The following is a 26,409-nucleotide window of genomic DNA, read 5'->3' as shown; positions in this document are numbered from 1 at the left end:
AAATCATCCGAGGTAACCGCCATGCCCAATCGAATCCCGGACGAACTGCCCAAGCAGAAGCCGCTCAGAACCGCTCCCACGGCGGCCCAACTGGTCGACAAGGCCCTCTCTCAGCCGTCGACAAGGTCCGAGCAGCCATCGCAGATCGAGAAGCTGCCCGAGCAGCTGCTGGACCGGCTGTGGCTGAAGATGGCGGAGATGTACGGCCACCGCTGGACGTCGAGTTTTGGCGTGAAAGCTGATCAGGACAGCGCCTGGGCGACCGTGCTGGCAGGCCTCAACGGGCAGCAGCTGGCGAACGGTCTGAACCTGCTGGTGGACAAGGGCGACGAATTCGACTGGCCGCCGCCGGCGCCGGTTTTCCGGGCGCTGTGCCTCCAGGTGCCAGGCCTGCCCACCGAGGAAGAAGCCTGGGAGCAGGCACTGCGCGGGGTCTACAAGCACAAGATCGTCGAGGTGGCGGCCAAGCTGACGGGGACGTTCGACCTGCAGACGACCCGCCTGGACGACAAGGCGATGCGCAAGGTGTTTGCGAGGAACTTCGCCGTGGTGCGTGCTCGCGCCGTGATGGGCAAGCCGCTTGAGGACGAGATCCCCTTCGGCCTGGAGCATGAGCACAAGTCGCCGATGCAGGTGCAGTTCGCGCACAGCCACCAGGAGGCGCGGAGGCTGATGGAGATCCAGGGCATCCCGAACTACCCGAAGCAGGCGAGGGCGATGCTGCTGGCGAAGATGGGCATCCGGAGAGACAGCCATGCGTGAATTTCAGCGTAATGACCTCGCCATCTTGCTGGTAGACGTCGGCCCAGTCGTGGCTGGCTCAATCGTCACCCTCGTTCGGCTTCTTCCCGCAGGTGAGGAGATCCTGTGTGCAGACAGGGTGGAGCGCGTGATCGCTTCGCCGCTATGGGAGTTTGCTCATCACGACCTGCCCGAGGGGTACTCAGCCGCCGCGCCTGAGCGACGCCTGATGCCGCTGCGCGGTGACTTCGCTGTTGTTCAGCCTAAAGCCGAGGAGATACCGGCATGAGCGCGCATTTCTTTCCTGGCGCCTTGGCGCTCATCGCCAATCAAAGTTGCCAAGCGAACTTGGGGCGGATGGTGCGGCTGATTGAAAGCCTCGGCAGTCCTGCGGAATACACCTGGGAGGGTCTTGCATTCAGTAATCCAGTGGGGGGGACGATCTGGGTGATTGAGGTCTGCGGTGATGAGCCATTACAGACCTTCTACGACGGTGGCGCCGCCTATGGCCCTATCTGTGAGTACAAGCTGATACCGCTGGGTGGCGACTTCGCTCCCGAACGCCAGAAGGCCAAGGAGCAGGATCATGCGTGAGTTCGCCGTGGTGGAGTTCGTGGTGCCGGGCAAGCCCATCGGCAAGGGGCGTCCACGCGCGGTAACGCGCAAGCGACGCGACAAGTCGACTGGGCAGCTAGGCACCTACACGGCGCACATCACCCCGGCGCGCACCGAAGCCTACGAGGAGAGCATCGCCAGGGCCGGTGAGATCGCCATGGCTGGCCGCGACCTGATCCCGCACCCGGTGATGGTCGAGCTGCAGATCCTGCTGCCGATCCCTCAATCCAAGTCGAAAAAGTGGAAGGCCCAGGCCGTGGCCGGCCAGGTGTTCCCGACCACGAAGCCCGACATGGACAACGTGATCAAGGCGATCTACGACGGCCTGAACGGGGTGGTCTGGCGGGATGACGTCCAGGTGGTGGATGCCATCGTGCGCAAGCGTTACGCCGAGACGCCGTGCGTGCGGGTGCGGATCGTGCCGCTGATGACGGAGGTGGCGGCATGACCAAGAGCCATGACTTCGGCGAGTACATGCGTATGGTCGACGAGGGCCGTTTCGATGAGCTGACCGCTAGAGGCGTGACCATGGGCGGCGGCCCCACCGATCTCGACAAGGGGTGGCTCAAGGCGCCCGGCACCTGGCACTGCGCCCATTACTTCAAGCAGACCCAGGCCGACCAAATCGGGCCGGAAGGGCATGGTCGGGTTCGGCATTGGAAAGCGTTGTGCGGGGTTGAGGCCGTTACCAGTGAACGCATCCCCATGTTCGGGGCGGGCAACTGGCCGCATTGCCAGCGCTGCCAGCAGAAGCTGCGGAGGAAGCGGCCGTGATCAATCTCACCGAAGACCAGTTCGCCGACGCGCTGCGCCAAGCCTACAAAAACGGAGCTCTAGACGGTGCTAGCCGGGGCTATGCCTGGATCGGCACAGAGTCCTACAACCACAACAGAGAGATCGCCATCCAGCCCCTCGTCCACCGTCCCCGCGTCGGCCATGACGAGCGTGGGCGGGAAGCTTTTGTGGTGATCGGGGTTGTAGACCACGAATCTTCCGACGCACTTGCCGTGTTCCTCGATCAGCACCTAGCTGAGAACTGGGCGACCGAGCTCAGCGCCTATCGAGCCACCCATCCAGGATGGTGGGCTGACGATGCCTCTATCGAAGAGCGGGAAGCGGCGATTCAAAAGCTGAAAGCCTGGGGCGAAGCGCATCCCGCAGGTATGCACGCCGAGCACTACGATCGTTTCCTCGTGGAGCAGTTTCCGCTACGAGGGGACCTATCCGCACAGCCAGGGCGAGGGGGTGAGAAGTGATGGCAGGCCTCAATAGCCGTTTCGCCAAGTCCTGCCTGGACGAGGTAGACGCAATCCGCATGGTCCGGGCAGCACAGATGCACGCTCCTTGTCGCCGCTACTGGCTCAAGGAGATGACGAGAAAGCTGGTCAACCACGACCGCTATCTGAGCGGCGGATTCAGGAAGTCACCCGTCTGCGACTGGCTGGGCCACGTGGAGGACCACAGTCATGACTGACCACGTGATCCGCACGCCCGCCGACCGTGAGCGCCTGATGTCATTCCTCGCCGGTCTGGACCTGACCAAGCCTCGCAAGATCGCCATCACTGAGATCCGCAGCCAGCGCAGCGATGCCCAGAACCGTCTGCTCTGGATGTGGAACAACGCGATCCAGAAGCACCTGGCCGACAGCTTCGGCCAGTTCGCCAGCGCCCAGGAGTGGCACGAGATCCTGGTGGCGCGCCTGTGGCCCTGCGAGGTCCGCAAGGTGGCCATGCCCGGGCCGGCCGGTGGCGAGTTCAAGGTCGGCCGAGCCAAGACCAGCGGGTTCACCCAGGCCCAGATGACCGAATACCTCGACTTGCTCGACCGCTACTGCGCCGAGCACCTCGAACTGCTGTTGCCACACCCCGAAGACCTGATGTTGGCCATCTACGGCCAGAGGAGAACGGCCTGATGCGCCTTGGATCAGCTCGAGAAATTTGGCACGCCGCCTACTACACTCCCGGCGACGGAACGGCCAGGCACTGCGAGTCGCTCTGGCTGCTCGGCACCAGCATCCAGGCGTCCGAGCGTGTGCGCGGCGTGGCTGGCCTGGTCAACGATACTTTCGGCGCGCACATCCGTTCGGTCATCGAGCGGCTGCCGGCCGACCTGTTCGCCTTCGGGAACCACCTCTACCACCCGGAGAACAACGACCTATGGCGCGAGGTGGCGGAGTGGTCAGTGTTCCAGATGGCGTACCTGCGCGGGCCCAAGATGTACGCCAAGAAATACGCCAAGGCGGAGTTTGTCGCCATGGCCGTGCTCTACCGGTACCGTCGCCAGCACCAGGGTGGCCAGAGCGCGGCGCCCGATCCGCTGCCGACGCCCGAGGCCTTCCGGACGTATCTGGAATACACCTACGGGGTGGAGCTGGATGCTCGAAACTGGGACCGGGAATGGGATGAGTTCGTCCAAGCCTGTTTCGCTGCCTGCAACGACTTGGATGCGATGGCACTGGCACCAGTCGCGAGACTGCTGAGGGACATGAAAATTGCCGCTTGACTGAAATGTGCGGCTGGCCTTAAGGTTTGTCCATTGTGTGAAGCAGCACCCAAAACCCCGAACCCGGCCAAAGCGCCGGGTTTTTTCGTTTCTGGAGTATCGAAATGGGCGAACCGTCATCCGCGAGCATCGGGCTGGCCGGCGTTGCTGCCAGCCTGGGCCTGGGTGCCGTGTTCCCCGATCTGGACTTGGCTGCGCTGGTGGGAGCCTTCGGTGGCGCCTTCTTCTACGTGGTATTCGCCAAGGACATGCCGTTCTTCCGGCGTGTGGGCTACCTGTTCGTGGGCTGGATCGGCGGCTACTTTGCAGCGGCCGAGGCTATCGGTCAGGAATGGACCAGAACGACCGGCCTTGTGGCCATGGCCTGCGGTGCGGTGTGCGTGGTCTTCCTCGCTGGCCTGGTCGAATGGGTTGAAACGGGCACTATGCCGCGCTTCCTGCGCTGGGTGCTCAGTATTCGCTTCGGCAAAGGGGGCTGACCCATGGCCGCAATCCTGCAGGCGCTTTTCTGCGCCGGCATCTTCACCATGATCGGCTTCGTCTACCGGCCCGATGAGAACTCACGCTACCGACTCGGTGTGTCCGTCATCGCGTTCGCGCTATGCGCCACGACCGGCATGCAGTTCATGAGTATTGTTGCCCGGATATTGATCGAGGAGCGTATCCCGGTGGTGTCCTGGTACAACACAGCGTTCTACGGGCTCAGCCTGGCCCTGGTTATGCGCGCAGGCGGAAACGTCGCCAAGATTTGGCCGGCCGGCTTCGAGCGCTGGGATGGCCGGACAGAGCGCCGCCGCATCAGAAGGTAAATCACATCCCTGCGGCCCGAGCTGTGCATTCCGGCGCCCAATATCCCGGAGAGCACCATGACCGATACCGTTGCCGCAGCCCGCGCTGAGCTGGACGCTGCGATTCTGAAGTACGCCCAGGCCGTGGCTGATGCCGCGATTACCGCAGCACAGCCGGGGACAACCGATCCGGCTCCAGATCCCGAGCCCGAGACGCCGGCCGCTAGCCTGCCGCTGACCACCGAGGTGATCAACGCCTACGACAAGTCGCTGCTGCTGCCCCTGAGTTCGCTCATTGTCGCCGGCCAGGTCGTGGTGCAGCTCGCCACCGGCCAGGCCGTTAACGTGCTCGAGGTCGACGAGGTGCAGCCCCTGGCGGGCCGTGATCCGGTGCTGAAGGTGACCACCGATCAGAACATCGCGAACCCGGGCAAGGTGGTCGGCAAGGCCGCCACGGTTCGGGACCGCTACGCCAAGGCGGAGACATCGCCCACGCCACCCCCGTCCGTGGAGGCTCCGGCAGCCGTGGAGCTGGTGAAGAAGCTCCAGGTCAAGGCCAAGGGTTCGCTGAAGGGGCTGGCCAAGGCGGTGATAGGCGTCAACCACGGTCAGTCTGGTGGCGGTTACGTGCTACCCGGCAAGCAGGGCACCGACTTCGGCTTCGCGAGCGAGGTGGACATCAAGCTGCTTGCGTCCAAGGGCGTCACCCGTGTGCGCATCTCGCTGCTCTGGCCGCGGATCGTCCGGACCCTGGGCGGTGATATCGACCCTACCTATGGCGCACTGCTGCTCCAGGCGCTGAAGTTGTACGGCAAGTACGGCATCACCGCGCTGGTATGCGGTGCCCATGACTACGGCGGCTATGCCTCCGGCGCGCGGGCTGACCAGCGCGACCAATTGGGTTCCGCCAAGGTGCCCCAGGGCTCGCTGGCCAACATGTATGCCAAGCTCGCTCGGTTCGTTTCCGCCGACCCCCAGGCCCGCGCCGCGCTCTACGGCTACGACCTGATGAACGAGCCGATCAACCTGGCCGACCCGATGGTGATCGTTCGGGAGTATCAGCTCTGCATCGACGCCATCCGCCAAGTAGACCAGACCTGCGCCATTGCCGTGGAGCCGTACCCCTGGGCCACCACGCGCGATTTCGCGAGCTACGGCCAGGCGCTGTTCACGCTCAAGGACCCGTCGAAGCTGTTGGAGATCCACACCCACTGCTACTTCGATGCGGACGCCGGCGGCGACTATGCCGAGGACGACAGCACCATCGACCCGATCCAGGCCATCGATCGCATGAAGGGCGTGATCGCGGCGTGCAAGGCGGCAGGGTTCAAGCATGCCTTCGGCGAGATGGGTGCTCCCGCGAGCAAGCGGGTAGGGAACAGCAACGTTCCAACGCCCAATGCCGTCGCCGCCCTGGCCAACGGCATCGCCTACGCCTTGGCGAGTGGTAGTGACGTCTACCTCTGGTGGTGGAGCGAGTACCAGGCCAACGACTGGGACAATATCAACAGCATCACCGCCCCACGCAATAGCGACGTGCTGGCGGTGCTTCAGCAATATCTGTGAGGTAGCGCAGTGACAGCTGTCCGCCGCCCGTTGCCACCCACCGCGCACTGGCCGGAGATTGTCCCGGCGCCCGAGCTGCGCGACTGGGCCATGGACACCTTCGTCCGCGAGGGAGGGAGACTGCGCAACGAGGACCACATCCACCTGCTCGATGCGGACATCGGTTTCCTCTGGGCCAGGACGGGATTCGTCAAGGCGAGCCGCCTGGTACTGGGCCAGGCTGAGCAGGTCGCGTTCCGCGCTGGTGGCTGGCAGAAGGCGAGGGCAGAGCAGCAGATGGTGGAGTGGTTCGGAGACATCCCGGACTTCATCATCACCCTGGCCGCCGACTACTGCGCCGAATGCAGCGACGCCGAGTTCTGCGCCCTGGTCGAGCACGAGCTGTACCACATTGCCCAGGAGCTGGATGGCTTCGGCGCTCCCGCATTCACCCGGGACGGCATGCCGAAGCTCAAGCTGCGCGGCCATGACGTCGAGGAGTTCGTCGGCGTGGTGCGTCGCTATGGCGCCAGCCCAGACGTGCAGCGCCTGGTGGAAGCCGCGAACAGTCGTCCCGAGGTGGAGAAGATCAACATTGCGAGGGCCTGCGGAACCTGTCTGCTCAAGTCGGCTTGACCTCTGACAGACCCTTGACGGAAGTAGAACCATGGCCACCCTGAGCAACGATGTGAAAGCCTTCATCGTTCAGGCCCTGGCCTGTTTCGACACGCCCTCCCAGGTGGCAGCAGCCGTCAAAGAGGAATTCGGGATCGAGGTCAGCCGCCAGCAGTGCGAAAGCCACGACCCCACGAAGTACGCCGGGCGGGACCTGGCCAAGCGCTGGAGGGTCCTGTTCGAGGACACCCGGAAGCGGTTCCGCGAGGAGACCGCCGACATCCCGATCGCCAACCGCGCGCACCGTCTCCGCACCCTGGGCCGCATGGCCGAGAAGGCGGAGAGCATGCGGAATCTGGCGCTGACCGCCCAACTGCTGGAGCAGGCGGCCAAGGAGGTGGGCGACGTCTACGTCAACCGCCAGACCAAGGCCGAGATGCCGCACGACGATCTGCCGCCGACCCGCGTGCAGGTCGAGGTGGTGGATGCGAGGGTGCGCGATGCCGACGCTTAACGTGCCCCAGGCGCGGTTCCTGCAGCTGCGCCACAAATTTCGCGGGTTCGTGGCGGGGTTCGGTTCGGGGAAGACCTGGGTGGGCTGCGCCGCGCTGTGCAAACACGTCTGGGAGTGGCCGCGGATCAACTCTGGCTACTTCGCCCCGACCTACCCGCAGATCCGGGACATCTTTTTCCCGACCATCGAGGAAGTCGCCTTCGACTGGGGCCTCAAGGTCCGGACGAAGGAGAGCGACAAGGAGGTGGAGTTCTACAGCGGCGGCCAGTACCGCAGCACCGCGATCTGCCGGTCCATGGAGAAGCCCCAGACCATCGTCGGCTTCAAGGTCGGCCATGCCCTGGTGGACGAGCTGGACGTATTGCCGGCGGCCAAGGCCCAGCAGGCCTGGCGCAAGATCATCGCGCGGATGCGCTACAAGGTGGACGGGCTAAAAAACGGGGTGGACGTCACCACGACCCCCGAGGGCTTCAAGTTCGTCTATCAGCAGTTCGTCAAGCAGCTGCGCGAGAAGCCGGCGATGGCCGGCATGTACGGCCTGGTGCAGGCCAGCACCTTCGACAACGAACTCAACCTGCCGGACGACTACATCCCCTCGCTGATGGAGTCCTACCCCGAGCAGCTGATCATGGCCTACCTCGATGGCCAGTTCGTGAACCTGACCTCGGGCACGATCTACACCGCCTATGACCGCAAGCTCAACGGCAGCCAGGAGACCATCCAGGCCGGGGAGCCGCTGTTCGTGGGGATGGACTTCAACGTCGGCAAGATGTCGGCCATCGTCCACGTCAAGCGCCTGGGGCTGCCGCACGCCGTCGACGAGATCATCAACGGCTACGACACGCCGGACATGATCCAGAAGATCAAGGAGCGGTACTGGCTCTATACCGGGACCGAATACCGCAACACCCGCCAGATCCGGATCTACCCGGACGCCAGCGGTGACTCGCGCAAGTCGGTGCGCGCCAGCGAGACAGACATCTCTCTGCTGAAGCAGGCCGGATTCATCGTGGTAGCGCCAGGCGCTAACCCCCCGGTCAAGGACCGCATCAACGCCATGAACGCCATGTTCCGCAACGCAGCGGGCGAGCGGCGCTATCGCGTGAACGCGGACCGGTGCCCGACCTATGCCGACGACCTGGAACAGCAGGTCTGGGCCGAGAACGGCGAGCCCGACAAGAAGCAAGGCAACGACCACCGGCCCGATGCCGGCGGCTACTTCATTCACAAGGAATACCCGATCACGAAGTATTCCCTCGCAGGCGTCGCATGATGGGTGTCAAACAGTTCCTCACCGACAAGCTGGTCAATCTCGTGGCCAACCTCGGCACCGAGCGGGACAAGGCTGCGCACTCCGGCTACGCACTCCCGATCATGACGGACGAGCAGCTGCTCGCCGCCTACCGCGGCAGCTGGCTGCCCAGGAAGATCGTCGACATCCCCGCGCTCGACGCCTGCCGGCGTTGGCGCGGGTGGCAAGCCTCGAAGGAGCAGATCCAGGCCATCGAGGCCGAGGAGAAGCGCCTGGCCCTGGTGGCGCGCATCCGTACCGCCATGATCCGGGGTCGCCTGTTCGGTGGAGCCGCGGTGTTCATCGGTACCGGCGACCGGGACACGTCGACCGAGCTGCGGCCGGACCGCATCGGCAAGGGCGGCGTGCGTTACCTGACGGTCATGAGCCGGCGCCAGCTGCAGGCCACCGAGATAGAACGGGACGTCATGTCCCCGCTGTTCGGCAAACCCGAGGCCTACCGGCTGGCTGGCTCGGATGTCGTTATCCACCCCTCGCGGCTGGTAGTGTTCCAGGGTGCCGAGCATGCCGATCCCGAGATGGTGCAGGGCGAGGCCTTCGGCTGGAGCGACTCGGTGCTCACCGCCATCATGGAGGCGATCAAGCAGAGCGATGGCACGATGGCCAACGTCGCAAGCCTGGTGTTCGAGTCCAAGGTCGACATCATCAAGATCCCGGACCTGATGCAGAGCCTTCAGGACCCGCGGTACGAGCAGCAGCTGCTCGAGCGCCTCCGGCTGGCGGCCATGGCGAAGGGCATCAATGGCGCCCTGATGCTGGATTCCATGGAGGACTACCAGTCCAAGACGGCGAACTTCGGCACGCTCCCCGACATCATGGACCGCTTCCTCCAGGCCGTGGCCGGCGCCGCAGACATCCCTGCCACGCGCTTGCTCGGCCAGTCGCCCGCCGGCATGAACGCCACCGGGGACAACGACCTCCGCAACTACTACGACCGTATCCAGGCCGGCCAGGAGCTGGACGCCGGCCCCGCCATGGCCGTGCTCGACGAGTGCCTGATCCGCTCCGCGCTGGGCAGCCGCCCCGCCGAGATCCACTACATCTGGAACAGCCTCTGGCAGCCCACGGCGCCGGAGCGCGCCACCATCGGCAAGACCGTGGCGGACACCATCAAGGTAATCAGGGACGCCGCGCTGTTCCCGGACGCTGCGCTGTCGCGAGCCGCTGAGAATGCCCTGGTGGAGAACAGCGTCCTGCCCGGTCTGGAGGCGGCCATGGAGGAGTACGGCGCAGCGCTGCCAGACGAGGAGGGCGGCGAGGGCGATCCGGACCCAGGCGGCCAGGGCGATACCGAGCCCGAAATCACCCCCTGAAGAGGCGCCCAGCGCCAAGGACCAAACCATGCTCCTGCACGACTCCGTGTCGGTTTCGGCTGTCCGCCGAACCACTGACGGCTACCTCGTGGCCGAGGCCCGGGTAGCGCGCACTGGCATCCAGGACTACCTCGGCACCGAGGTGGGCAAGCCTGAGATGCCCGTTGTCCGGCTGTACCGCCCGCCCGAGGCCGTGTTCGCCGAGGACGCGATGCGCTCCTACGCCTACCGCCCGATGACTAACGGCCACCACGGCGACGTGAATGCCACCAACTGGAAGCAACTCGCCGTGGGCCAGACCGGCGCCGAGGTGCTGCGCGATGGCGAATTCGTCCGTGTCCCGATGGTTGTCATGGACGCCGCGGCGATCCAGGACGTCGAGAACGGGCGCCGCGAGCTCTCCATGGGCCTAGAGGCCATCGTCGTCTTCGAGGACGGATTCACCCCCGAGGGCGAACCCTACGATGCCCGCGTGGAAAGCATGCGGATGAATCACCTGGCGCTCGTGGATCGGGCGCGAGGTGGCGAGCAACTACGGATCGGGGACCAGCGCAGCCCCGGTACGAATACCCCTGCGCACCCCACTCACAACGGAGGCCATCCCATGGCTGATTCTCTGCGCACGGTCTTGGTCGATGGCCTGTCCGTGCTGACCACCGACCAAGGCGCCCAGGCCATCGAAAAGCTGACCAAGCAGCTGGCCGATGCGGGCGCCAACGTGAAGACGCTGACCGACGCCCATAACGCGGCCATCGCCGGCAAGGACCGCGAGTTGGCGGGCAAGGACAACGAGATCGAGAAGCTGAAGGGGCAACTGCTCACCGACGCCCAGATCGATGCTCGCGTCCAGGCGCGCGGCGACCTGATCGGCAAGGCCAGGTCCATCGCCGACGCCGACTACAGCGGCAAGAGCGACGACGAGATCCGCAAGGCTGTCGTGGTGGCCAAACTGGGCGACGCCGCTGTGGCCGGCAAGAGCGCCGACTACATCACCGCCCGCTTCGACATCCTGGTCGAGGACTCCAGCGATCCGGTGCGTCAGCACCTGAAGACGCAGGACGGCCAGATCAAGAATCCCAACGACAACGGCCAGGCAGCCTACGAGACCCGCCTGGCTGATGCCTGGAAAGGAGGTGCCAAGTAATGCCCGCCATTCAGACCAGCTATTCCGAGAACATCCGCGCCAGCGTACCGGGCCACATCCCGGACATGACTCACGCCGACCTGGTGTCCCGCACCGTCCAGGACGCTGCCGGCCTTGCGTTTGGCGTGCCGGTGTTCCAGGGCACTGCCGACAAGGCCGTTCGCGCCTTCGCCAGTGGTGACACCGCGGCCAAGTTCGTGGGCGTCACCGTCCTGGACCGCTCGGCCAGTGGCCCCAACGGCTACGTCCAGTACGAATCCGCGCGGATCCTGCTCACTGGCCCGATCAGCGTCACCGCCGCCGTTGCGGTGGCGGCAGGTGATCCGGTCACCGTCACCACCACCGGCACGTTCAGCAACACCGGTGGCATCACTGTTCCGAACGCACGCTGGGACACCAGCGGCGCGGCCGGCGCCGTCGCCAACATCTTCATCAAGTAAGGAACGAACATGCGCCCTACTCAGCTACTGGACGCCCAGGCCGCCCTGGCGTTCGTGATCTCGCAGACCGCGCACATTGAGCGCCAGGTCAACGAGATCGTCTATCCCGACATCCAATATCCTGGCCTGGTGCCGGTGGATACCTCAGCCGCGCCTTGGGCAAAAACGGTCACCTACTTCTCTTCGGACAAGTACGGTAAGGCCGGTTGGATCAATGGCAACGCAGACGATATCCCGCGCGCCGGAACCGAGCTCTCGAAATTCGAGACTCAAGTCCATACGGCGGCTATTGGTTACGGCTACGGTCTCGAGGAGATCAGCCAGGCACAGATGGTGGGCTACAACCTCGACGCCGAGGACGCCAAAGCCGCCCGACGCGCGAACGAGGAAATGGTTGACCGTGTCGCTCTATACGGCGATGTCGAAAAGGGCTTCTACGGGGTAACCAACGCTCCGAACGTCGTTGCCGGTACGGCTACCAACGGTAACTGGCTGAACACTACCTCGGACAAGATCCTCCAGGACGTGAACAACGCATTGGTTGGTCAGGCCCAGGGCACGCTATTCACCGTCATCGCCGACACTCTGTTGCTGCCCTACGATCGCTGGAGCGCGATCAGCACCCGCATGGTAACGGAGCTGTCGACCCAGACCATCCTCAACTGGCTGCTGCAGAACAACGTCTACACCGCCAGCACCGGCCGACCGCTGACCATCCGCGCTCTGCGCGGCCTGAACTCCGCTGGAGCCGGCGGCACCGCCCGGATGGTGACCTACCGCCGCGACCCCTCGGTGCTGAAGCTCCACATGCCGATGCCGCACCGCTTCCTGCCGGTGTACCAGGCCGGTCCGCTGCGCTTCGAAGTGCCCGGCATCTTCCGCCTGGGCGGTGTCGACGTTCGCCAACCCACCCAAATGCGTTACATCGACGGCATCTGAGGAGACGACCATGCCTGTGATCACCAACACCAGCACCACCCCCATCGGCCTGCCGGACGGCGGCGTCATCGGTCCCAAGCAGAACCTGGACGTCGAGAACTGGGACGAGATCAAGGACCGGGTGAACCTGGCCCACTACGTCCGTATCGGTGTCCTGACCGTCGATGGCGGCCAAGGCGATGGCACTTCGACCGAGGACCTCGAAAAGCAGGACCTGCTGACCAAGCTCAAGGCGTTCGGCGTGAACCCCCACCCGAACACTGGTGTGGAAAAGCTGCGCAAGCAGCTGGCCGACGCCGAGGAAGCCCAGGAGCGCGCTGCGATTATCGACGCGCTGAAGGCCAAGAACGTCGCGTTCGACGAGAAGGCCTCGCTGGATGACCTGAAGAAGCTGCTTGCCGACCAGCCGCAGTAACACCCAGGGCGGTTCGCCGCCCACCTATTCGAGATCGACGCCATGGCAGACTTCTACGGCTCCCTGCTGGGCGCCGACGCCTACCACGCCGCCCGCGCCAACACCGGCTGGGCGGGTGACAACGATCACAAGCTGGCCGCGCTGCTGCGGGCGTCCGTCTACATCGACGGCCGATACCGGAAGCGCTACCCGTCGGGCCGCTGGGCATCTCTGTTCCCCGGCGAGAAGACCCTAGGTCGGACCCAGGCCCGGGAATGGCCCCGCACCGACGCCCAGGACTACACCGGTGCGGCCATCAGTGCCACCGAGGTCCCCGCCGAGGTCGAACAGGCCACCTACGAGGCTGCGCTGCGCGAGCTGGTTACCCCGGGCAGCCTGAGCCCCGACTTCGTGGCCACCAGCCTGGTCAAGAGCGAGAAGCTCGGGCCGTTGGAGACCACGTTCGCGGTACCGGATGCCAGCGCGCCAGGTGCGGCGCCCACCCGGCCGGTCATCACCCTGATCGACGAAATCATCGCCCCGGTGCTGGTCGCCCGCTACGAGCTGCCCGCCATGGTGGTGTTGTGAACGAGGCCGAGATCCTGGCCGCGATGGACGGCATGACGCCGGCCCTGCAGCGCGCCTATCTGGACCAGATCCGGGCCACGGTGGACGCGGCGACCATTGTCGAGGTCGAGCGCCTGATCGCGCAGCAGGACGACCAGGGCCTGGTGGCCGCCCTGGCGCTGGGTGTCTTCGCCGCGCTGCTGGAGGCGATCCGGACCACCTACATCAAGGGCGGCACCCTGGTGGTGATCAAGATGCCAGGTGGGCGTCGGGTCCAGTTCGACCAGCACGCGCCGGCCGCCCAGCAGTGGCTGACCCAGAACGCCGCCGATCTGACCGCCACCATTGCCCGCGAGCAGGCCGAGGCCATCCGGGTGACCACCGCAGCAGGCCGCGCCGCCAGCCGCACGCCGCGCCATATCGCCCTGGACGTAGTGGGGCGGCTGAACTCCCGCACCGGGCTCCGAGAGGGCGGTGTGCTCGGCCTGTCGGCACCCGAGGCCCAGGCCATCGCTAGCACCCGCGACCAGCTCAGCAGCGGCGTAGCCGAGCGCATGCGCCAGTACCTGGCCAGGGCCGACCGGGACAAGCGCCTGGACGGCATCGTCGAGCGCGCCATCCAGCTGCAGAAGCCGGTGGCCGCCCCAGACGTCCAGAAGATCGCCACGGCCTACGCCGACCGGAAGGTAAAGGCCCACGCGCTGCTGGTGGCCAAGGCCCAGGCTCACGAGGCTCTGAACGCCGGTTTCAACCGCCTCCACGCCCAGCTGCTGGAAGGCCCCGTGCGCCCGCTGAGCGTGGAGAAGATCTGGCGCAACAAGGGTGATCTGCGCGTCCGCCATGCCCACGTCACCCTGGGCGGTATCCGGGTGGGCTTCAACCAGCCGTTCCAGTCGCCCACCGGCGCGCGGCTGAACTATCCCGGCGACAAGACGCTGGGCGCTTCCTGGGCCGACCTGGCGAACTGCCGGTGCACGGTCTCCTATCGAGTGACCTGGAGGTAGCAATGCGCGTGTCAGCAGATCCGCAAGACCCTGGCTATAGCCCTGGCCTGGTCGGTCGTGTCGACGTCTATCTCGACGACGAAAAGCAACGGGACGCCGTCACCGCTGATGAAGAAGAGGGGCTGGTGGTCATCTACGCCAGAGATGAGGCAGGGCGCCTTCGGGTCGAGGGTGACGAATTGGTCACGAAGACGCTGCGCGGAAAAGTCCGCATCGGCGTGCACCACGCGGACAAGTTCATCACGAAAGGTGAGTGGACATGACCGGGGATATCCATGATCGCGGCAGGGCGATGGCCATCCGGATGCTTGCACCGCGTCCGGAAGGGAAGGGCATGGCGCTGGTGCTCAACCAGGCCACTCGCGGTGCCTACGACCCCGTCGCCGGCGGCTCTGTTACAGGCTCCACGTCCTACGACGGATCGGGGCTGCGCTACAGCTACACCCAGGACGAGATCGACGGCACGGCGATCCAGCAGGGCGACGTGAAGCTGCTGGTATCGCCCGTGCAGCTGGCCGGCGGTGATCTCCCGAAGCCTGTCACTGGCGACACCGTCCGCTTCGACGGGACGCTCTACCGCGTGATCAACGTGGAGGCCTGGAACTTCGCCGGCGTCGACTGCGGTTACGAGGTCCAGGGGAGGGCGTAGGCCATGGGCAGGCAGCACCACATGACGGCGCGCTATGGCGATAAGTCCGGAGATTTCGAGGCCCAGCTGGAGGATTTCCGAGAGCTCGCGATGGCCGCCATCGAGCAGACCATCCAGGACATTGTCATCCAGATCGGCGAATCGCTGATCAACCTAAGCCCGGTGGACACCGGCCGGTTTAAGGCGAATTGGCAGTTCACCATCGGCGCCCCAGCGAACAGCAGCCTGATCGCCACGGACAAGGAAGGCGACGCGACGATAGCCAAGCTGATTGCCGCGGCGAACGCGCTCGAGCCGGGCCAAATCGCCTACATCGTCAATACCCTGATCTATGCGATCCCGCTCGAGTACGGGCACAGCCAAATGGCGCCGAACGGCATGGTCCGGCTGACCGTGGCCGAGTTTGATCGCATCGTCGAGGAAGCCGCAGCGAGGAATGCCGTATGAGCCATGCACTGGCGCGCCAGGCCATCGAGACCAAGCTTGCGGCCTGGGCTACAGCGAAGGGCATCGGCGTTGCCTATGGCGTCGAGTCCTTCACGCCGCAGGCTGATCAGCCGTACCTGCGCGCCTTCTTGATTCCCTCCAGCACCAGCTGCCGCTACCTGGGCACCGATGCGCTGGAGTACCGCGGCATCTACCAGATCAGCGTGGTGACGCCGAAGGGCCAGCCACAGAGCGTCCCCGAGGGCCTGATCGCCGAGCTGAATGCTGTGCTGCCGCTCGATTCGTTCCTGGATCAGGGCAAGTTCGCCGGCCAGGTGGTCGAGGCGCTGGCCCAGGGCCCGACGATCCCGGAGAACACCGTCTACACCATCCCCGCCACCCTGACCTACCAGGGCAGCGCCCCGAAGTAGGTAAGCTATGCAGAAGATCATCCCGCTACCCAACGGAACGACGGTCTTCGTCTCCACCAGCATCGATCCCGAAACCATGGTGGTGCCGGAGCCTACGGACAGCAGTTGGGTGGAGGTGAAGAAGGTGACCGGTTCCGGCCTGAACCCTTCTGGCGGCGAGGAAAAATGGTCGTCACATCAGCCCCTTGATGGCTACGAGGACGTCCGGTTCCCCACTGGTCGGAGTCAGCACGACGTGGCGCTCCAGGTACAAGACGACCCCGAGTCCACACACGCAACCCTCATCACGAGCGCCAGGGACGTCCAGCGCCTGCTGGCCTGGCAGATCCGGCTGCCCTCCGGCGCCCTGATCACGTTCCCGGCCTACGCCACGGGCGGGTATTTCCCGACCCTGATCCGCAACGAGTTGCTGGCGGTGACCTTCACCCTCGGCCTCACCGCCATGCCGAAGCGCCGCCCGGCCTGAGGCGAACACCCTCCGCCCGGAGGAACCCCCCGAGACAGCCCGCCTAGTGCGGGCTTTTTCATTTCTAGAGAGGACAGCCTCAATGGCAACCCGCATTCCGCTACCCAACGGCTCCATCATCCAGGTCGCCAACACTCTGTCGACGGCCAAGACCATCACCGCGGTCTCCAACGCACTGCCGGCGGTCGTCACCTCGACGGCCCACGGTCTCAGCAATGGCGACATCGTCATGCTGACCTCCGGCTGGAGCAAGCTGGACAACCGCGTCGCCCGTGTGTCCGGTGTGACCACCGATACCTTCCAGCTGGAGAAGGTCGACACCTCGAACATCCAGATTTACACCCCGAGCGGCGGCACCGGCAGCTTCGTGAAGGTCATGACCCGGACCGAGATCACCAAGGTGACCGACTTCACCACCAGCGGCGGCGAACAGCAGTTCGCAACGGTCGGCTACCTCAGCGAAGACGACGACCGCCAGTTCCCCAGCAACCGCAACCCGCAGAGCGTCTCGATTCCGGTTCAGGACGAACCCGACGCGGCCTACGTCGCGGTGGTCGAGGGTTTCGGTGAAGCCAAGATCGGCACCGTGCTTTTCGTCATTTTCCCCAGCGGCGGCATGATCGTTTTGCCGGGCTTCGTCAGCATCACGCAGCTGCCCACCATGAGCCGCAACCAGGTGATGACCCGCACCATCAGCTTCTCCCTGTCCAGCCGCAGCACCCGCTACACCGCCTAAGGGCGGTGTGGTACCCCCTCTTTCCCTCCGGAGCCCAGTAGATGGCCAAGATCAGCATCAAGCAGAAACCCACCTTTACCCGTCCCGTAGACATTCCCCAGATCGGCGACAAGCCGGTCAAGGTGAACTTCGAGTTCAAGTTCCTTGACCGTGACGAGGTGTCCGCCCTCGTCGATTCTGAGGTCGAGCAGGGCCGGAGATTCGCCGAGTTGATGACCGCGGAAGGCGCGAACGTGAGTAGCGTTACCGAGCAGTCCAAGGAATTCCAGGTCGAGTACCTGCAGAAGATCGTGGCGGGCTGGGGCTTCGTGGAGGAGTTCAACGAAGAGAATCTCCGCGCTCTCGTTGCCACCTACGTCGCCGTGCCGGACGCGATCATCGCCGCGTTCAAGGCCGCCTACGAGCCGGCTCGCGAGGGAAACTGATCGAGGTCGCCCACCTGCTCTATGTCACCACCGCGAGCACTGAGCAGCTGGCGGGCCTGGGCTTCCTCCCTGAGGACATCGGGGAGGATGTGATCGAGATTTGGGCGGCCAACGAGCAGTCGTTCGCGGTGTTCGAGGGAATGATGACCCAGTGGCGCACCGGGATGGGCGGTCCTACCGGCTTCGACTACAGCGTGGTGCCGCTCGTGATGGATATGGTCGGGGTGCGCGGGAAGAAGCGCCGGAGGGAGGTGTTCAGGGATATCCGGGTTATGGAGAAGCAGGCCTTGAAGACGATGGCGGAGAATCGGGAGAGCTAGGGCTTCTTCCGTAGCTTCTCTTGCAGGGACGGGGGAAGGTCATCCAAGCGGACGGATTCGCTGACCATCCGCTCGGTCCACTCAGGGTTGTCGGTATCCGGCGAGGTCCGGGCTTCGTTCAGTCTCCGCGCCCGCTCGACTTCCTCCATCGCCTTCGCCATGTAGGCAGCATCGCCCGCCGCGTCTTGCTGGGCTGCCTCAATGAAGAGGGCGATATCCTCCTCGGTCTGGAGGTGGTCGGCGACGTCCCAGGGATGCAGTGTCGGGGCTGGCTTGGGCATGGCGGCGGTCCTAGTCGTCCTGCTCGTCTTCCTCATCATCTTCTTCGCCGATGATGACCTTCACCGGCAAGCCTTTCTTCTCGGCTTCCTTAAACACGGCCTCAATCAGTTGGAACAGCGATTTCGGCTCTGTGGGCTTCTCGGTGAAGCTTTCTGTCAGGCGCGCCACGATCTCTGCGTTCATGGAACGGTGATTTTGGATAGCAGCGAACTCAATCGAGTTCTTCAGCTCGGCAGGAAGCCGAAGCTTGTACTGGGGGTCGGTTTGAATGGTCATGCTTGGATGATGGACCAAATAGGTGTTGACGACAACGGACCTACTAGGTTCTACTAATTGAACCTAGTAGGTCCATTAAGGAGAAACCAATGTCACGCAATGACGCGCAATTCAAGCTTCGCCTCCCGTCTGACCTGAAAGCCTGGCTCGAAGAGAAGGCGAAGGAAAACTACCACAGCATGCAGGCGGTGATTCTCGGGCTGATCGTAGAGGCGAAGAAGCGAGATGAAAAATCAGAACGCTGAAAAGACGAAACCCCGACGTGTACCAGACGCCAGGGCTTCAGGGTGTGAACAATTTCGAGGTCATTCACGTGGAAAATCATAGCACGGCTATTGACGTTGTCATCCCGGTGTTCCGGTCTGAATTGGACGACCAGCCCCTTGTTGACGCCCGCACGCTTCACCGATTTCTGGATATCGATACGGAGTTCAGGAAATGGATATCGCGCCGTATTGAGGAGTACGGTTTCCAGGAGGGGCAGGACTTTCGGTCATTTTTGGCCGAAAGCTCTGGCGGTCGCAGAGGCCGCGAGTACCACATCAGTTTGGATATGGGCAAAGAGCTGGCCATGGTCGAGCGCAACGAGAAGGGGCGCCTGGCGCGTCGATACTTCATTGAGTGCGAGAAAAGACTCCAAGCTGTAGTGCCCCACCAAGCGGCAACAATCGCAGCGCAGACCATCGGCACCGATGGCTTCCATATGCTGGGAGCGGTTGCGAAAGGGAAAGTGGCTCATCTGCCCAAATCGCTGCAGGCCGGCGCCCAAAACCACATGTGGAGCCAGCTGCGTAAGGCATTCAGCGTAAGCTCGATCCATGACATCCCAGCGAGTCAGCTGGATGCTGCCCGGTGTTTCGTAGCGGCATACGTTTGGGAAGGCCAGTGGCTCCCCCGCCAGGAGGCTGCCAACGACTTCGATTACCCGGCCGCCTGGATCTGGCAGAACAACCCGGCGCTCACTGCTGGGCCGCAGAGGGTGAACGGTCACAATGGCCTGTTCCTGGGGCTGAAGGTACTGGCGCCAAGCGAATTCAAGTCGCCTATCTGGGATGCCATACGGAAGCTGAAGGCCCAGGGCGCCAACACGGAAGGCCTGGAAATCGAGTGGCGGGCGCGCAAGGAGCTGATGTACCTGCTCAGCAGGATCATCGAGGACGCGACCTACCGCCTCAACGAGCACATGCAGCACGCTCCGTTCTTCCCAGTGCCTGACAGTCGCCCACTGCTCGACTGAGCTAGCCTGGCAAGGGTAGGGCGCCTCCGGGCGCCTTTTCCTTTTCCGCCCCCGTGGGATAGAGTCCACACTTTATCCAGGGAGGTCGATGTCTTGAAAATAGTAGCTGCAGCTCTTGGTTTGTTGATTTCGGCTAGTGCCTTTGCAGGCATCGGTCAAAATATAGATACGATTGATGGTTGGAGTGTGCATCTGTCGTCGGACTCGATGACCGACAAGAAAACATGTACGGCGGTATATATCAAAAATAGGGGCGTTCAATATACTTTTGACAGTTTTGCTATAGGAGACCTGTCTTGGCCAACTTCTTATCGTTATCGATTTGATGATGGTAAGGCATCGCCAACTATCGATACGACAGATGTAGAGCGAAAGATAGGGGCTGTCGTTATTATGGATCCCAAGTTTTTAGAACAGCTTCTTACTTCGAAGAGAGTTAGAATCCAAGTGTTGGCTAATGGCAATAGACAACTTGATTACGATGTGGATGTGTCTCAACTGCCTAGCGTAAATGAATTTTTAAAATCACCGCGATGTAACTGAAATATAAAATGAACCCGCTTCGGCGGGTTTTTTTATGCCCGGAGAAAAGTATGAGCGGACCGTCGATTGCTCAGTTGGGAGTTCGGGTCGCGTCGGATGGGGTCGAGCAGACCGCTGACGATCTGGAGCGCCTGGTAGCTGCTGGAAGCAAGGCGCAACAGGTTGCCGGCCAGGTTGGGACGTCCTGGGGCGCTGCTAGCAAGAAGGTCGGCGACTCGTCGAAAGGCGCCTCGGAGGCTATTCGCCAGCAGAGGGAAGAGCTTGGCAAGCTGCTGGGCGCGATTGACCCGGTCACTGGAGCGCTCGACAAGCTCGACGCGCAGCAGAAGAAACTTCGCGCCTTTAAAACGGCTGGCCTTCTGGATAAAGAAAGTTTCGATCTTTATAACTCCAAGATTGAAACCGCGCGCACCGGTCTAGGCAACTTCGATCAGCAGTTGACCCGCACTGGAAATACAGCCAAGCAAACTGCGGCGGCTATGCGAATGCTTCCGGCGCAAATGTCGGACATCGTTGTAAGTCTGCAGGCCGGACAATCGCCCCTGACTGTATTTTTGCAGCAAGGCGCGCAAATCAAAGATTCCTTTGGCGGCGCCGCGCCTGCATTACGGGCATTCGGCGGATATATCGCAGGAATGGTAAATCCAGTTACAGCGGCCGCAGCTGCCGTTGGTGTGCTCGGGCTTGCTTACTACCAGGGCTCTAAGGAAGCCGACGCCTACCGCCTGGCAATCGTGGGTACCGGGAATGCTGCTGGCGTGACCACGTCCCAGCTCGCCCAGATGGCGAAGAACGTCGGCGCCACTGTAGGCACCACCGGGCAGGCCGCCGAAGTGCTGGCCAAGCTAGCTGCCACGGGCAGCCTCGCCAGCGGCAATCTTGAGCAGCTGGCGGTCGCGGCGGTCTCGTATTCGAAGCAGACTGGCACATCGATCGACAGTATCGTCGGCGACTTCGCCAGGCTGGCGAAAGATCCGGTTGCCGCCTCCCGCCAGCTCACCGAGCAGATGGGCTATCTGTCGGCGGCGACGTTTCAGCAGATCCAGGCGCTCGCCCAGCAGGGCGACCAGCAGTCAGCGGCGAGCCTGGCCGAGCAGTCCTATGCCGACGCGCTGAAGGAGCGTGCCGACTTCATCAAGGCGAACCTGGGCTACGTCGAAACCGCGTGGAATAGCGTCGCGGGTGCGGCCAAGGGCGCCTGGGATGCCTTCCTCGACATCGGCCGCGAGGAAACCTTCGACCAGAAGTTCGCCAAGCTCCAAGAGCGCCTGAAGCAGGTGCAGATGGCAAAGGCAGCGCCGCTGTCCATCGGCGACAACCCGGACATGATGCTCATGGCTGGGGGCGAGGCATCAATACGCTCCGAATTTACATCCCTACTGCAGTCCGAACAGGACAGCACTGAGAGGGCTTGGCGGCAGCGAATGCAGGCTGACAACAGCAAGCAGGCATCCGCCGACCTGACCGCCCTGCAGACCGCCTACAACCAGTCGCTGAGTAAGGAGGCGAAGCTCAAGACCGATCTGGCCGAGCTGGATCAGCGCCGTGGCCGACTGCTGGCCCAGGAGGGCATTGACCGTGCCGCCATCGAAAAGCAGTACAACTCTGTCCGCCAGAAGCTGATCGACGACGCTGCTGTAAAGCCCAAAAAGATCGCCGCCCCCGCCCTCGACACCACCTCCATCAACGCCCTCCAGAACCAGCTCAAGCTGGTGGTGGGCGAGTACGAAAACGCCGACCGCAAGATCGAGGCCGCCGCCCAGGCCGGGCTAGTTTCCCAGCGCGATGCCTACACCCAGCGCGCAGCCCTGCTGGACCAGGAAAAGGACAAGGTCAAGGCCGCCTACGATGACCAGATCGCGTCCATCGAGGCGCTGCAGGGTCGCGGCAATCTCTCCGCCCAGCAGCGGATCTCGCTGGAGCAGAAGCTGAGCGACACCCAGGCCGCGCAGACCAAGGCGCTGGAGGACATCAACACCAAGCGAGAGGTGCTGGCCACCAAGGAGCAGGGCCGCCTCAACGGCCTGCAGCAGTCGACCGATAGCTACACCAGGGCGCTGGATGCCCAGGTCGACGCCCTCCGCCTGCAAGGCGACCAAGCCGCTGCGGCGGTGGGCATGGGTCGCGAGCAGGCAGCGCTCTACGGAGAGATGACCAGGCTGGCAGCCGATTACGCCAAGAAGCTCAGCGACCTGGACGACCAGAAGGCGAAGGGGCTCGACCAGGCCGCCTACGAAGAGCGCCTGATCAAGCTCCAGCGGCAGCAACAGCAGCTGCAAGAGACGGCAGTCCAGAACTACCAAAAGGTCCAGGTGGCCCAGGCTGACTGGGTGCGCGGTGCCAACGGCGCCTGGCAGGACTACCTCAGCAACGCTCGTGATGTCGCTGGCCAGACTCGGGATGCCTTCACCGATGGCCTAAAGGGCATCGAAGACTACCTGCTGCAGTTCATCACCCGCAGCAAGATATCTCTCGGCGACCTCGTTCGCTCTATCGCGGCGGACTTCGCTCGCATCGAGCTGCGCCAGCTGATAGCCGGGGCGGGGGGTGGCAACTCCGGCGGCGGCCTGCCCGCGATACTGAGCAACATCACCGGCTCTGGATCGGGAACCGGCTCTACCGGCGGCACCAACGCTGGCAACCTGCTCAGCTACGGCCAGTCCGCCTACAAGTTCCTGACCGGCACCGGCGCCGACCTGTACAACGCCTTCCAGTCGGGCGGCCTCCAGGGCGTCTATGACTATGGCGCCTCGTCGCTGGGCAGCATGTTCGGCAGCGCCACGGCGAACACCGCGAGCATCGGCGCAAGCCAGGCCGGCTATACCGGTGCTCAGTTCAGCAACTGGACGGCGGCACAAGGTGCCAGTGCTGGTGCAACGACCTGGGGCGGCGCCGCTACCGGCCTGGGCGCTATCGGCGGCGGCCTTACCGGCGCCGTCATGGGCTACCAGAACGCCGGCTGGAAAGGCGCTGTCGCCGGCGGCGTGGGCGGGTGGGGCGGGGCTACGCTCGGCACCATGGCCGGCGCTGCTGCCGCGGCCGCGCTGTCCGGTACCGCCATGGGTGCCGCCATCGGCTCAATCATCCCCGGCATCGGCACCCTGATCGGTGCCGCCCTGGGCGCTGCCTTCGGCTCCAAGCTGTTCGGCGGCGCATGGGTGACCAAGGACACCGGCATCGCCCTGGGCGTCGATAGTGGCGATCTCCAGGCCAACAGCTTCGCGTTCCAGAAGAAAAAGGGTGGCCTGTTCTCCAGCAACAAGAAGCGCACCGAGCTCGGCGATCTGCCGGATCAGCAGGCCGCGCTGTTGCAGCAGACCTATGACACCACCGAGGACTCGGTCGAGGAGCTTTACCGGCGTCTGGGCGTGTCGCTCAACGACGGCGTGCTGAGTGGCCTGACCATCGGCCGTACCCAGATCAGCACGAAAGGCAAGACCGACGAGGAAATCCAGAAGGAGATCACCACCTGGTTCGCCGGCATCGCCGACTCGATGACGATGGCCATCAACGACGCCACCAGCGCCGGCCTGGGCGGCTACAACTTCGAGTCGCTCCGGACCTTCGTCAACAACCTGTACAGCGTCAACGATGCGTTCCGGTACCTGAACATCGGGATGTTCGACACCAGCGTCGCCGGCGGGAAGCTGGCGGAATCGATGTCGGCGGCGGCGGGCGGTCTCTCGGCCTTGCAGCAGAACGCGGCTGGGTACTACCAGAACTTTTTCAGCGACACGGAGAAGGCGAACGACACCCTGGCCGAGGCGGTGCGCCAGTTCGGTCTGGTCAACATCACCCTGCCGGCGACCCGGGAAGGATTCCGGGACCTGGTCAAGTCGATGGACAAGACCACCGAGTCCGGCCAGGCACAGATCGCCACACTGCTCGGGCTTCAAGCCCAGGCCGACGCCTACTACGACGTGCTCGAAGCGCGTTCGCAGCAGGCAGCCCAGGCCCTGGCCGAGGCGCAGGCCGCGATGCTGAACGGCGCTATGGCCACACTCCAGCGGGCAGCGAAGCGCGAGCAGGACGCCCTCGCTGAATCCTACGCGGCGCGTACCGCGGCGCTGAACGCAAGCCTCTCGTCATCGCAGTCGGCGGTTTCATCGCTGACATCAATGACGAACAGCCTGACCTCGGCGCTCCGCACGCTCCAGGGCCAGAGCGACGCTGCGACCTCCGTGCTCTACGGGCAGGCCACGGCCACCCTGGAGTCGGCTGCGGCGATCGCTCGCGCCGGCGGCAGCCTCGCGAACTTCCAGGGGCTGGACCAGGCGGTCTCCACCGTCGCCGGGAACAGCGCTGGCCGCTACGGGGACTGGCTGTCGTTCGCACGTGACCAGGGTCGCTCCACGGCGCTGATCAATGAGCTGTCGATCACCGCGGGCGACCAGCTGACCAACGCCGAGAAGAGCGTCAAGACCCTCCAGGACCAGCTGGATCTGGCCAAGAAGTCCTACGACTTCCAGGTCAAGGGCATCCAATCGCAGCTCGATCTTGCCCAGGCGCAGCTCGACGGCATCAACGGCGTGAACAACACGTTGCTGTCCCTCGCCGAGGCCTTGAAGCAGTTCGGCGAAGCGGTGGGCGTCGCTCGCCCTGGCGGTACCGGGGCTATGAACGCCGATAGCATGATCGACGCCGCCTACAAGGCAGCGCTCGGCCGGGCGCCTGACCAGGCGGGGGCTGACTACTGGAAGCAGCAGCTCAGCAGCGGTGCGGTGAACAGCAACAATCTCGGCAATGCGATCAGCCAGGCGGGTGCCGCGAACGGCGAATCTATCAACACCGCGTATCAGGCCATCCTCGGCCGAGTGCCGGACGCTGCGGGCCTCGCGTACTGGCAGCAGCAAGTGGCCGCCGGGAACGTCACGGATGTCGCCGCAGCCATTCGCGCTGCAGCTATGGCGAATGGCTCGATCCCGGCGTTTGCCAGCGGCGGCCAGTACATGGGCGGCAAGGCGCTGGTGGGCGAGCAGGGCCCCGAAATCATTGATTTCGCCCAGCCTGGCTACGTCTACAACGCCCGCCAGACCGCAGGGATGCTCTCCGAGGCCGACCTGAGTCGTGTCATCGCGCTGCTGCAGCAGATCCTGAACAAAACCGACGCCGGGAACGATCGCCTGTTCTGGATCGCCGACAACACCCGCAAGGCCGCGGTGAACACCCAGGTCCTGCGCAACCAGGCTGCTGCTGAAGGAGCCCCAGCATGATGATGATCAAGCCGGTAGGCATTACGCCGGCGAACCTCTACTCCAGCGTGCCGGAGACGGATGCTCCGGCCTGGACGGCGGGGACCTACAAGAAGGGCGAACAGGTGATCCGCAATCACCATGTGTTCGAGTCGCTGGTCGACAGCAACGCCCTGGATCCTGCTGCTGATGACGTCTCCGCGCCGAAGTGGCTGGATACCGGGGCTACGAACAGGTGGAGGATGTTCGACAAGAGTGCTGGGCAGATCGTCACCCAAGGCACAGCGAAGGTACAGCGGCAAGTCACGCTGCTGGGCACCCTGACGTCGAACCCGACCAGCATCGAGGTCGACATCACGCCGGGTTCGGTGGTGAACGCCCTGGCGCTGTTCGGCCTGTCGGGGTACCAGGCGACAATCACGATGACCGACCCCGTGGACGGGGTGGTCTACGGGCCGAAGGTGGTCAGCCTGGTCGATTCGGTGGCAGGCGACATGTGGGAGTGGCTGTTCACCTCCGTTGAGCGCGTGGATGCCTTTGCCCTGACCGACCTTCCGGCCTACGGCACTGCTCGGATCCACATCCTGGTGGAGGCGGGCGCCGGCGGCACCGCTACCTGCTCCATGGCGGTGGCCGGCCAGGTTGTCACCCTGGGCACCGCGCTCATGGGGGCCGGCTTCGGGATCACAGACTTCAGCACGAAGGACAAGGACACCTTCGGGAACGACTACGTGACCGAACGGGGCTACAGCTACAACGTCACGTTCCCCATCTCGATCCCTGACGCCCAGGTCACCAGCTTCCGGCGCCTGCTCACCCAATACCTCACGCGGCCCGCCGTCTTCATTGGCGACCTGAAGCGCGAGTGGACCCTCATCTACGGCCGGTTCGGCGACCTCAATGTGGTCTGCCCCAACGGCAAGTATTCCGAATGCACCCTTGAAGTAGGAGCGCTCATCTGATGGCGAACCCCTCTATTACCGCTTTGCCCG

At 63.9% G+C, this 26,409-nt stretch carries 37 protein-coding genes; 35 read left to right on the top strand and 2 right to left on the bottom strand.

The features are described from left to right. Positions 1 to 21: 21 nt before the first annotated feature. The 30 genes from FAZ11_RS10280 (at position 22) to FAZ11_RS10135 (ending at position 17,887) form a co-directional block, all read left to right on the top strand. The gene (locus tag FAZ11_RS10280; RefSeq protein WP_240043582.1) at positions 22 to 762 is read left to right on the top strand and encodes a hypothetical protein; all 741 of its coding nucleotides are present in this window, start codon (positions 22 to 24) and stop codon (positions 760 to 762) included. After that, on the top strand, positions 755 to 1,030 hold the full coding sequence (locus FAZ11_RS10275) for a hypothetical protein (protein ID WP_137279248.1): 276 nt from the start codon (positions 755 to 757) through the stop codon (positions 1,028 to 1,030). The genes FAZ11_RS10280 and FAZ11_RS10275 overlap by 8 nt, the downstream gene beginning before the upstream one ends. Continuing rightward, the gene (locus FAZ11_RS10270; protein WP_137279247.1) at positions 1,027 to 1,335 is read left to right on the top strand and encodes a hypothetical protein; all 309 of its coding nucleotides are present in this window, start codon (positions 1,027 to 1,029) and stop codon (positions 1,333 to 1,335) included. The genes FAZ11_RS10275 and FAZ11_RS10270 overlap by 4 nt, the downstream gene beginning before the upstream one ends. After that, on the top strand, positions 1,328 to 1,804 hold the full coding sequence (locus tag FAZ11_RS10265) for a RusA family crossover junction endodeoxyribonuclease (protein WP_137279246.1): 477 nt from the start codon (positions 1,328 to 1,330) through the stop codon (positions 1,802 to 1,804). The genes FAZ11_RS10270 and FAZ11_RS10265 overlap by 8 nt, the downstream gene beginning before the upstream one ends. Continuing rightward, positions 1,801 to 2,130 carry a hypothetical protein gene (locus tag FAZ11_RS10260; protein WP_137279245.1) on the top strand — a complete coding sequence of 110 codons (330 nt, stop codon included), beginning with the start codon at positions 1,801 to 1,803 and terminating at the stop codon, positions 2,128 to 2,130. Before FAZ11_RS10265 ends, FAZ11_RS10260 begins: the two co-directional genes overlap by 4 nt. Continuing rightward, the gene (locus FAZ11_RS10255; protein ID WP_137279244.1) at positions 2,127 to 2,612 is read left to right on the top strand and encodes a hypothetical protein; all 486 of its coding nucleotides are present in this window, start codon (positions 2,127 to 2,129) and stop codon (positions 2,610 to 2,612) included. Before FAZ11_RS10260 ends, FAZ11_RS10255 begins: the two co-directional genes overlap by 4 nt. Further along, positions 2,612 to 2,830 carry a hypothetical protein gene (locus FAZ11_RS10250; RefSeq protein WP_137279243.1) on the top strand — a complete coding sequence of 73 codons (219 nt, stop codon included), beginning with the start codon at positions 2,612 to 2,614 and terminating at the stop codon, positions 2,828 to 2,830. The genes FAZ11_RS10255 and FAZ11_RS10250 overlap by 1 nt, the downstream gene beginning before the upstream one ends. Next, the gene (locus tag FAZ11_RS10245; RefSeq protein WP_137279242.1) at positions 2,823 to 3,269 is read left to right on the top strand and encodes a recombination protein NinB; all 447 of its coding nucleotides are present in this window, start codon (positions 2,823 to 2,825) and stop codon (positions 3,267 to 3,269) included. Before FAZ11_RS10250 ends, FAZ11_RS10245 begins: the two co-directional genes overlap by 8 nt. Then, positions 3,269 to 3,859, top strand: a complete 591-nt coding sequence (locus FAZ11_RS10240; protein WP_240043574.1) for a hypothetical protein — start codon at positions 3,269 to 3,271, stop codon at positions 3,857 to 3,859. Before FAZ11_RS10245 ends, FAZ11_RS10240 begins: the two co-directional genes overlap by 1 nt. A 104-nt stretch (positions 3,860 to 3,963) precedes the next feature. After that, positions 3,964 to 4,338 carry a putative holin gene (locus FAZ11_RS10235; RefSeq protein ID WP_137279241.1) on the top strand — a complete coding sequence of 125 codons (375 nt, stop codon included), beginning with the start codon at positions 3,964 to 3,966 and terminating at the stop codon, positions 4,336 to 4,338. 3 nt (positions 4,339 to 4,341) lie between these two features. Continuing rightward, on the top strand, positions 4,342 to 4,668 hold the full coding sequence (locus FAZ11_RS10230) for a phage holin family protein (RefSeq protein WP_137279240.1): 327 nt from the start codon (positions 4,342 to 4,344) through the stop codon (positions 4,666 to 4,668). A 57-nt stretch (positions 4,669 to 4,725) separates the two neighbouring features. Next, entirely contained in the window at positions 4,726 to 6,213 is a 1,488-nt protein-coding gene (locus FAZ11_RS10225; protein ID WP_137279239.1) for a cellulase family glycosylhydrolase, read from the top strand. Between the two features lie 9 nt (positions 6,214 to 6,222). Beyond that, positions 6,223 to 6,828, top strand: coding sequence for a putative metallopeptidase (locus FAZ11_RS10220; protein WP_137279238.1), 606 nt, complete (start codon positions 6,223 to 6,225; stop codon positions 6,826 to 6,828). A 31-nt stretch (positions 6,829 to 6,859) separates the two neighbouring features. Further along, the gene (locus FAZ11_RS10215) at positions 6,860 to 7,321 is read left to right on the top strand and encodes a DUF2280 domain-containing protein (protein WP_137279237.1); all 462 of its coding nucleotides are present in this window, start codon (positions 6,860 to 6,862) and stop codon (positions 7,319 to 7,321) included. Further along, positions 7,308 to 8,594 carry a terminase large subunit domain-containing protein gene (locus FAZ11_RS10210; protein ID WP_137279236.1) on the top strand — a complete coding sequence of 429 codons (1,287 nt, stop codon included), beginning with the start codon at positions 7,308 to 7,310 and terminating at the stop codon, positions 8,592 to 8,594. The genes FAZ11_RS10215 and FAZ11_RS10210 overlap by 14 nt, the downstream gene beginning before the upstream one ends. Then, positions 8,591 to 9,946, top strand: coding sequence for a DUF1073 domain-containing protein (locus FAZ11_RS10205; RefSeq protein WP_240043573.1), 1,356 nt, complete (start codon positions 8,591 to 8,593; stop codon positions 9,944 to 9,946). The genes FAZ11_RS10210 and FAZ11_RS10205 overlap by 4 nt, the downstream gene beginning before the upstream one ends. Before the next feature lie 28 nt (positions 9,947 to 9,974). Next, the gene (locus tag FAZ11_RS10200; RefSeq protein ID WP_137279235.1) at positions 9,975 to 11,090 is read left to right on the top strand and encodes a DUF2213 domain-containing protein; all 1,116 of its coding nucleotides are present in this window, start codon (positions 9,975 to 9,977) and stop codon (positions 11,088 to 11,090) included. Beyond that, positions 11,090 to 11,530 (top strand): structural cement protein Gp24, encoded by a 441-nt coding sequence (locus tag FAZ11_RS10195; protein ID WP_137279234.1) that lies wholly within the window; start codon positions 11,090 to 11,092, stop codon positions 11,528 to 11,530. The genes FAZ11_RS10200 and FAZ11_RS10195 overlap by 1 nt, the downstream gene beginning before the upstream one ends. Positions 11,531 to 11,539: 9 nt before the next feature. After that, positions 11,540 to 12,469: a DUF2184 domain-containing protein gene (locus tag FAZ11_RS10190; protein WP_137279233.1), complete on the top strand. Its 930-nt coding sequence runs from the start codon at positions 11,540 to 11,542 to the stop codon at positions 12,467 to 12,469. 10 nt (positions 12,470 to 12,479) lie between these two features. Next, the gene (locus FAZ11_RS10185) at positions 12,480 to 12,884 is read left to right on the top strand and encodes a hypothetical protein (protein ID WP_137279232.1); all 405 of its coding nucleotides are present in this window, start codon (positions 12,480 to 12,482) and stop codon (positions 12,882 to 12,884) included. Between the two features lie 42 nt (positions 12,885 to 12,926). Then, positions 12,927 to 13,451: a DnaT-like ssDNA-binding protein gene (locus FAZ11_RS10180; RefSeq protein ID WP_137279231.1), complete on the top strand. Its 525-nt coding sequence runs from the start codon at positions 12,927 to 12,929 to the stop codon at positions 13,449 to 13,451. Beyond that, positions 13,448 to 14,434 (top strand): structural protein, encoded by a 987-nt coding sequence (locus FAZ11_RS10175; protein ID WP_137279230.1) that lies wholly within the window; start codon positions 13,448 to 13,450, stop codon positions 14,432 to 14,434. The genes FAZ11_RS10180 and FAZ11_RS10175 overlap by 4 nt, the downstream gene beginning before the upstream one ends. 2 nt (positions 14,435 to 14,436) lie before the next feature. After that, the gene (locus FAZ11_RS10170; protein WP_137279229.1) at positions 14,437 to 14,697 is read left to right on the top strand and encodes a hypothetical protein; all 261 of its coding nucleotides are present in this window, start codon (positions 14,437 to 14,439) and stop codon (positions 14,695 to 14,697) included. Beyond that, positions 14,694 to 15,083 carry a hypothetical protein gene (locus FAZ11_RS10165; RefSeq protein ID WP_137279228.1) on the top strand — a complete coding sequence of 130 codons (390 nt, stop codon included), beginning with the start codon at positions 14,694 to 14,696 and terminating at the stop codon, positions 15,081 to 15,083. Before FAZ11_RS10170 ends, FAZ11_RS10165 begins: the two co-directional genes overlap by 4 nt. 21 nt (positions 15,084 to 15,104) lie before the next feature. Then, a complete protein-coding gene (locus FAZ11_RS10160; protein WP_193557144.1) occupies positions 15,105 to 15,530 on the top strand; it encodes an HK97 gp10 family phage protein in 426 nt (141 codons plus the stop codon). Next, positions 15,527 to 15,940, top strand: a complete 414-nt coding sequence (locus FAZ11_RS10155) for a phage tail terminator-like protein (protein ID WP_137279226.1) — start codon at positions 15,527 to 15,529, stop codon at positions 15,938 to 15,940. The genes FAZ11_RS10160 and FAZ11_RS10155 overlap by 4 nt, the downstream gene beginning before the upstream one ends. A gap of 7 nt (positions 15,941 to 15,947) precedes the next feature. Then, complete coding sequence (locus FAZ11_RS10150) at positions 15,948 to 16,406, top strand: phage tail tube protein (RefSeq protein ID WP_137279225.1); 459 nt, start codon at positions 15,948 to 15,950, stop codon at positions 16,404 to 16,406. Positions 16,407 to 16,488: 82 nt separating this feature from the next. Continuing rightward, entirely contained in the window at positions 16,489 to 17,142 is a 654-nt protein-coding gene (locus tag FAZ11_RS10145; protein ID WP_137279224.1) for a phage tail protein, read from the top strand. Positions 17,143 to 17,183: 41 nt separating this feature from the next. Next, entirely contained in the window at positions 17,184 to 17,567 is a 384-nt protein-coding gene (locus FAZ11_RS10140) for a phage tail assembly chaperone (protein ID WP_137279223.1), read from the top strand. After that, complete coding sequence (locus tag FAZ11_RS10135; protein ID WP_338052961.1) at positions 17,564 to 17,887, top strand: DUF1799 domain-containing protein; 324 nt, start codon at positions 17,564 to 17,566, stop codon at positions 17,885 to 17,887. Before FAZ11_RS10140 ends, FAZ11_RS10135 begins: the two co-directional genes overlap by 4 nt. Here the strand turns inward: FAZ11_RS10135 and FAZ11_RS10130 are convergent. After that, positions 17,884 to 18,168: a helix-turn-helix domain-containing protein gene (locus FAZ11_RS10130; RefSeq protein WP_137279221.1), complete on the bottom strand. Its 285-nt coding sequence runs from the start codon at positions 18,166 to 18,168 to the stop codon at positions 17,884 to 17,886. The two genes, FAZ11_RS10135 and FAZ11_RS10130, sit on opposite strands and share 4 nt — an antisense overlap. 10 nt (positions 18,169 to 18,178) lie before the next feature. Continuing rightward, the gene (locus FAZ11_RS10125; protein WP_137279220.1) at positions 18,179 to 18,445 is read right to left on the bottom strand and encodes an Arc family DNA-binding protein; all 267 of its coding nucleotides are present in this window, start codon (positions 18,443 to 18,445) and stop codon (positions 18,179 to 18,181) included. A gap of 89 nt (positions 18,446 to 18,534) precedes the next feature. Between FAZ11_RS10125 and FAZ11_RS10120 the strand changes: the two genes are divergently transcribed. The 5 genes from FAZ11_RS10120 to FAZ11_RS10100 all read left to right on the top strand — a co-directional run bounded on the left by FAZ11_RS10120 (position 18,535) and on the right by FAZ11_RS10100 (position 26,379). Further along, positions 18,535 to 18,690 carry an Arc family DNA-binding protein gene (locus tag FAZ11_RS10120; RefSeq protein ID WP_137279219.1) on the top strand — a complete coding sequence of 52 codons (156 nt, stop codon included), beginning with the start codon at positions 18,535 to 18,537 and terminating at the stop codon, positions 18,688 to 18,690. 44 nt (positions 18,691 to 18,734) lie between these two features. After that, positions 18,735 to 19,682 (top strand): antA/AntB antirepressor family protein, encoded by a 948-nt coding sequence (locus FAZ11_RS24845; RefSeq protein WP_240043571.1) that lies wholly within the window; start codon positions 18,735 to 18,737, stop codon positions 19,680 to 19,682. A gap of 93 nt (positions 19,683 to 19,775) precedes the next feature. Next, complete coding sequence (locus tag FAZ11_RS10110) at positions 19,776 to 20,225, top strand: hypothetical protein (protein WP_137279218.1); 450 nt, start codon at positions 19,776 to 19,778, stop codon at positions 20,223 to 20,225. A gap of 50 nt (positions 20,226 to 20,275) precedes the next feature. Continuing rightward, positions 20,276 to 25,438, top strand: a complete 5,163-nt coding sequence (locus FAZ11_RS10105; protein WP_158295277.1) for a phage tail length tape measure family protein — start codon at positions 20,276 to 20,278, stop codon at positions 25,436 to 25,438. Then, positions 25,435 to 26,379 (top strand): hypothetical protein, encoded by a 945-nt coding sequence (locus FAZ11_RS10100; protein ID WP_137279216.1) that lies wholly within the window; start codon positions 25,435 to 25,437, stop codon positions 26,377 to 26,379. The genes FAZ11_RS10105 and FAZ11_RS10100 overlap by 4 nt, the downstream gene beginning before the upstream one ends. Positions 26,380 to 26,409: the final 30 nt, after the last annotated feature.

Source organism: Pseudomonas rhizoryzae (assembly GCF_005250615.1).
GTDB classification, from domain to species: Bacteria; Pseudomonadota; Gammaproteobacteria; order Pseudomonadales; family Pseudomonadaceae; genus Chryseomonas; species Chryseomonas rhizoryzae.
Note: the sequence above shows the minus strand (reverse complement) of the source record. Positions and strands in the feature narration are given on the sequence as shown.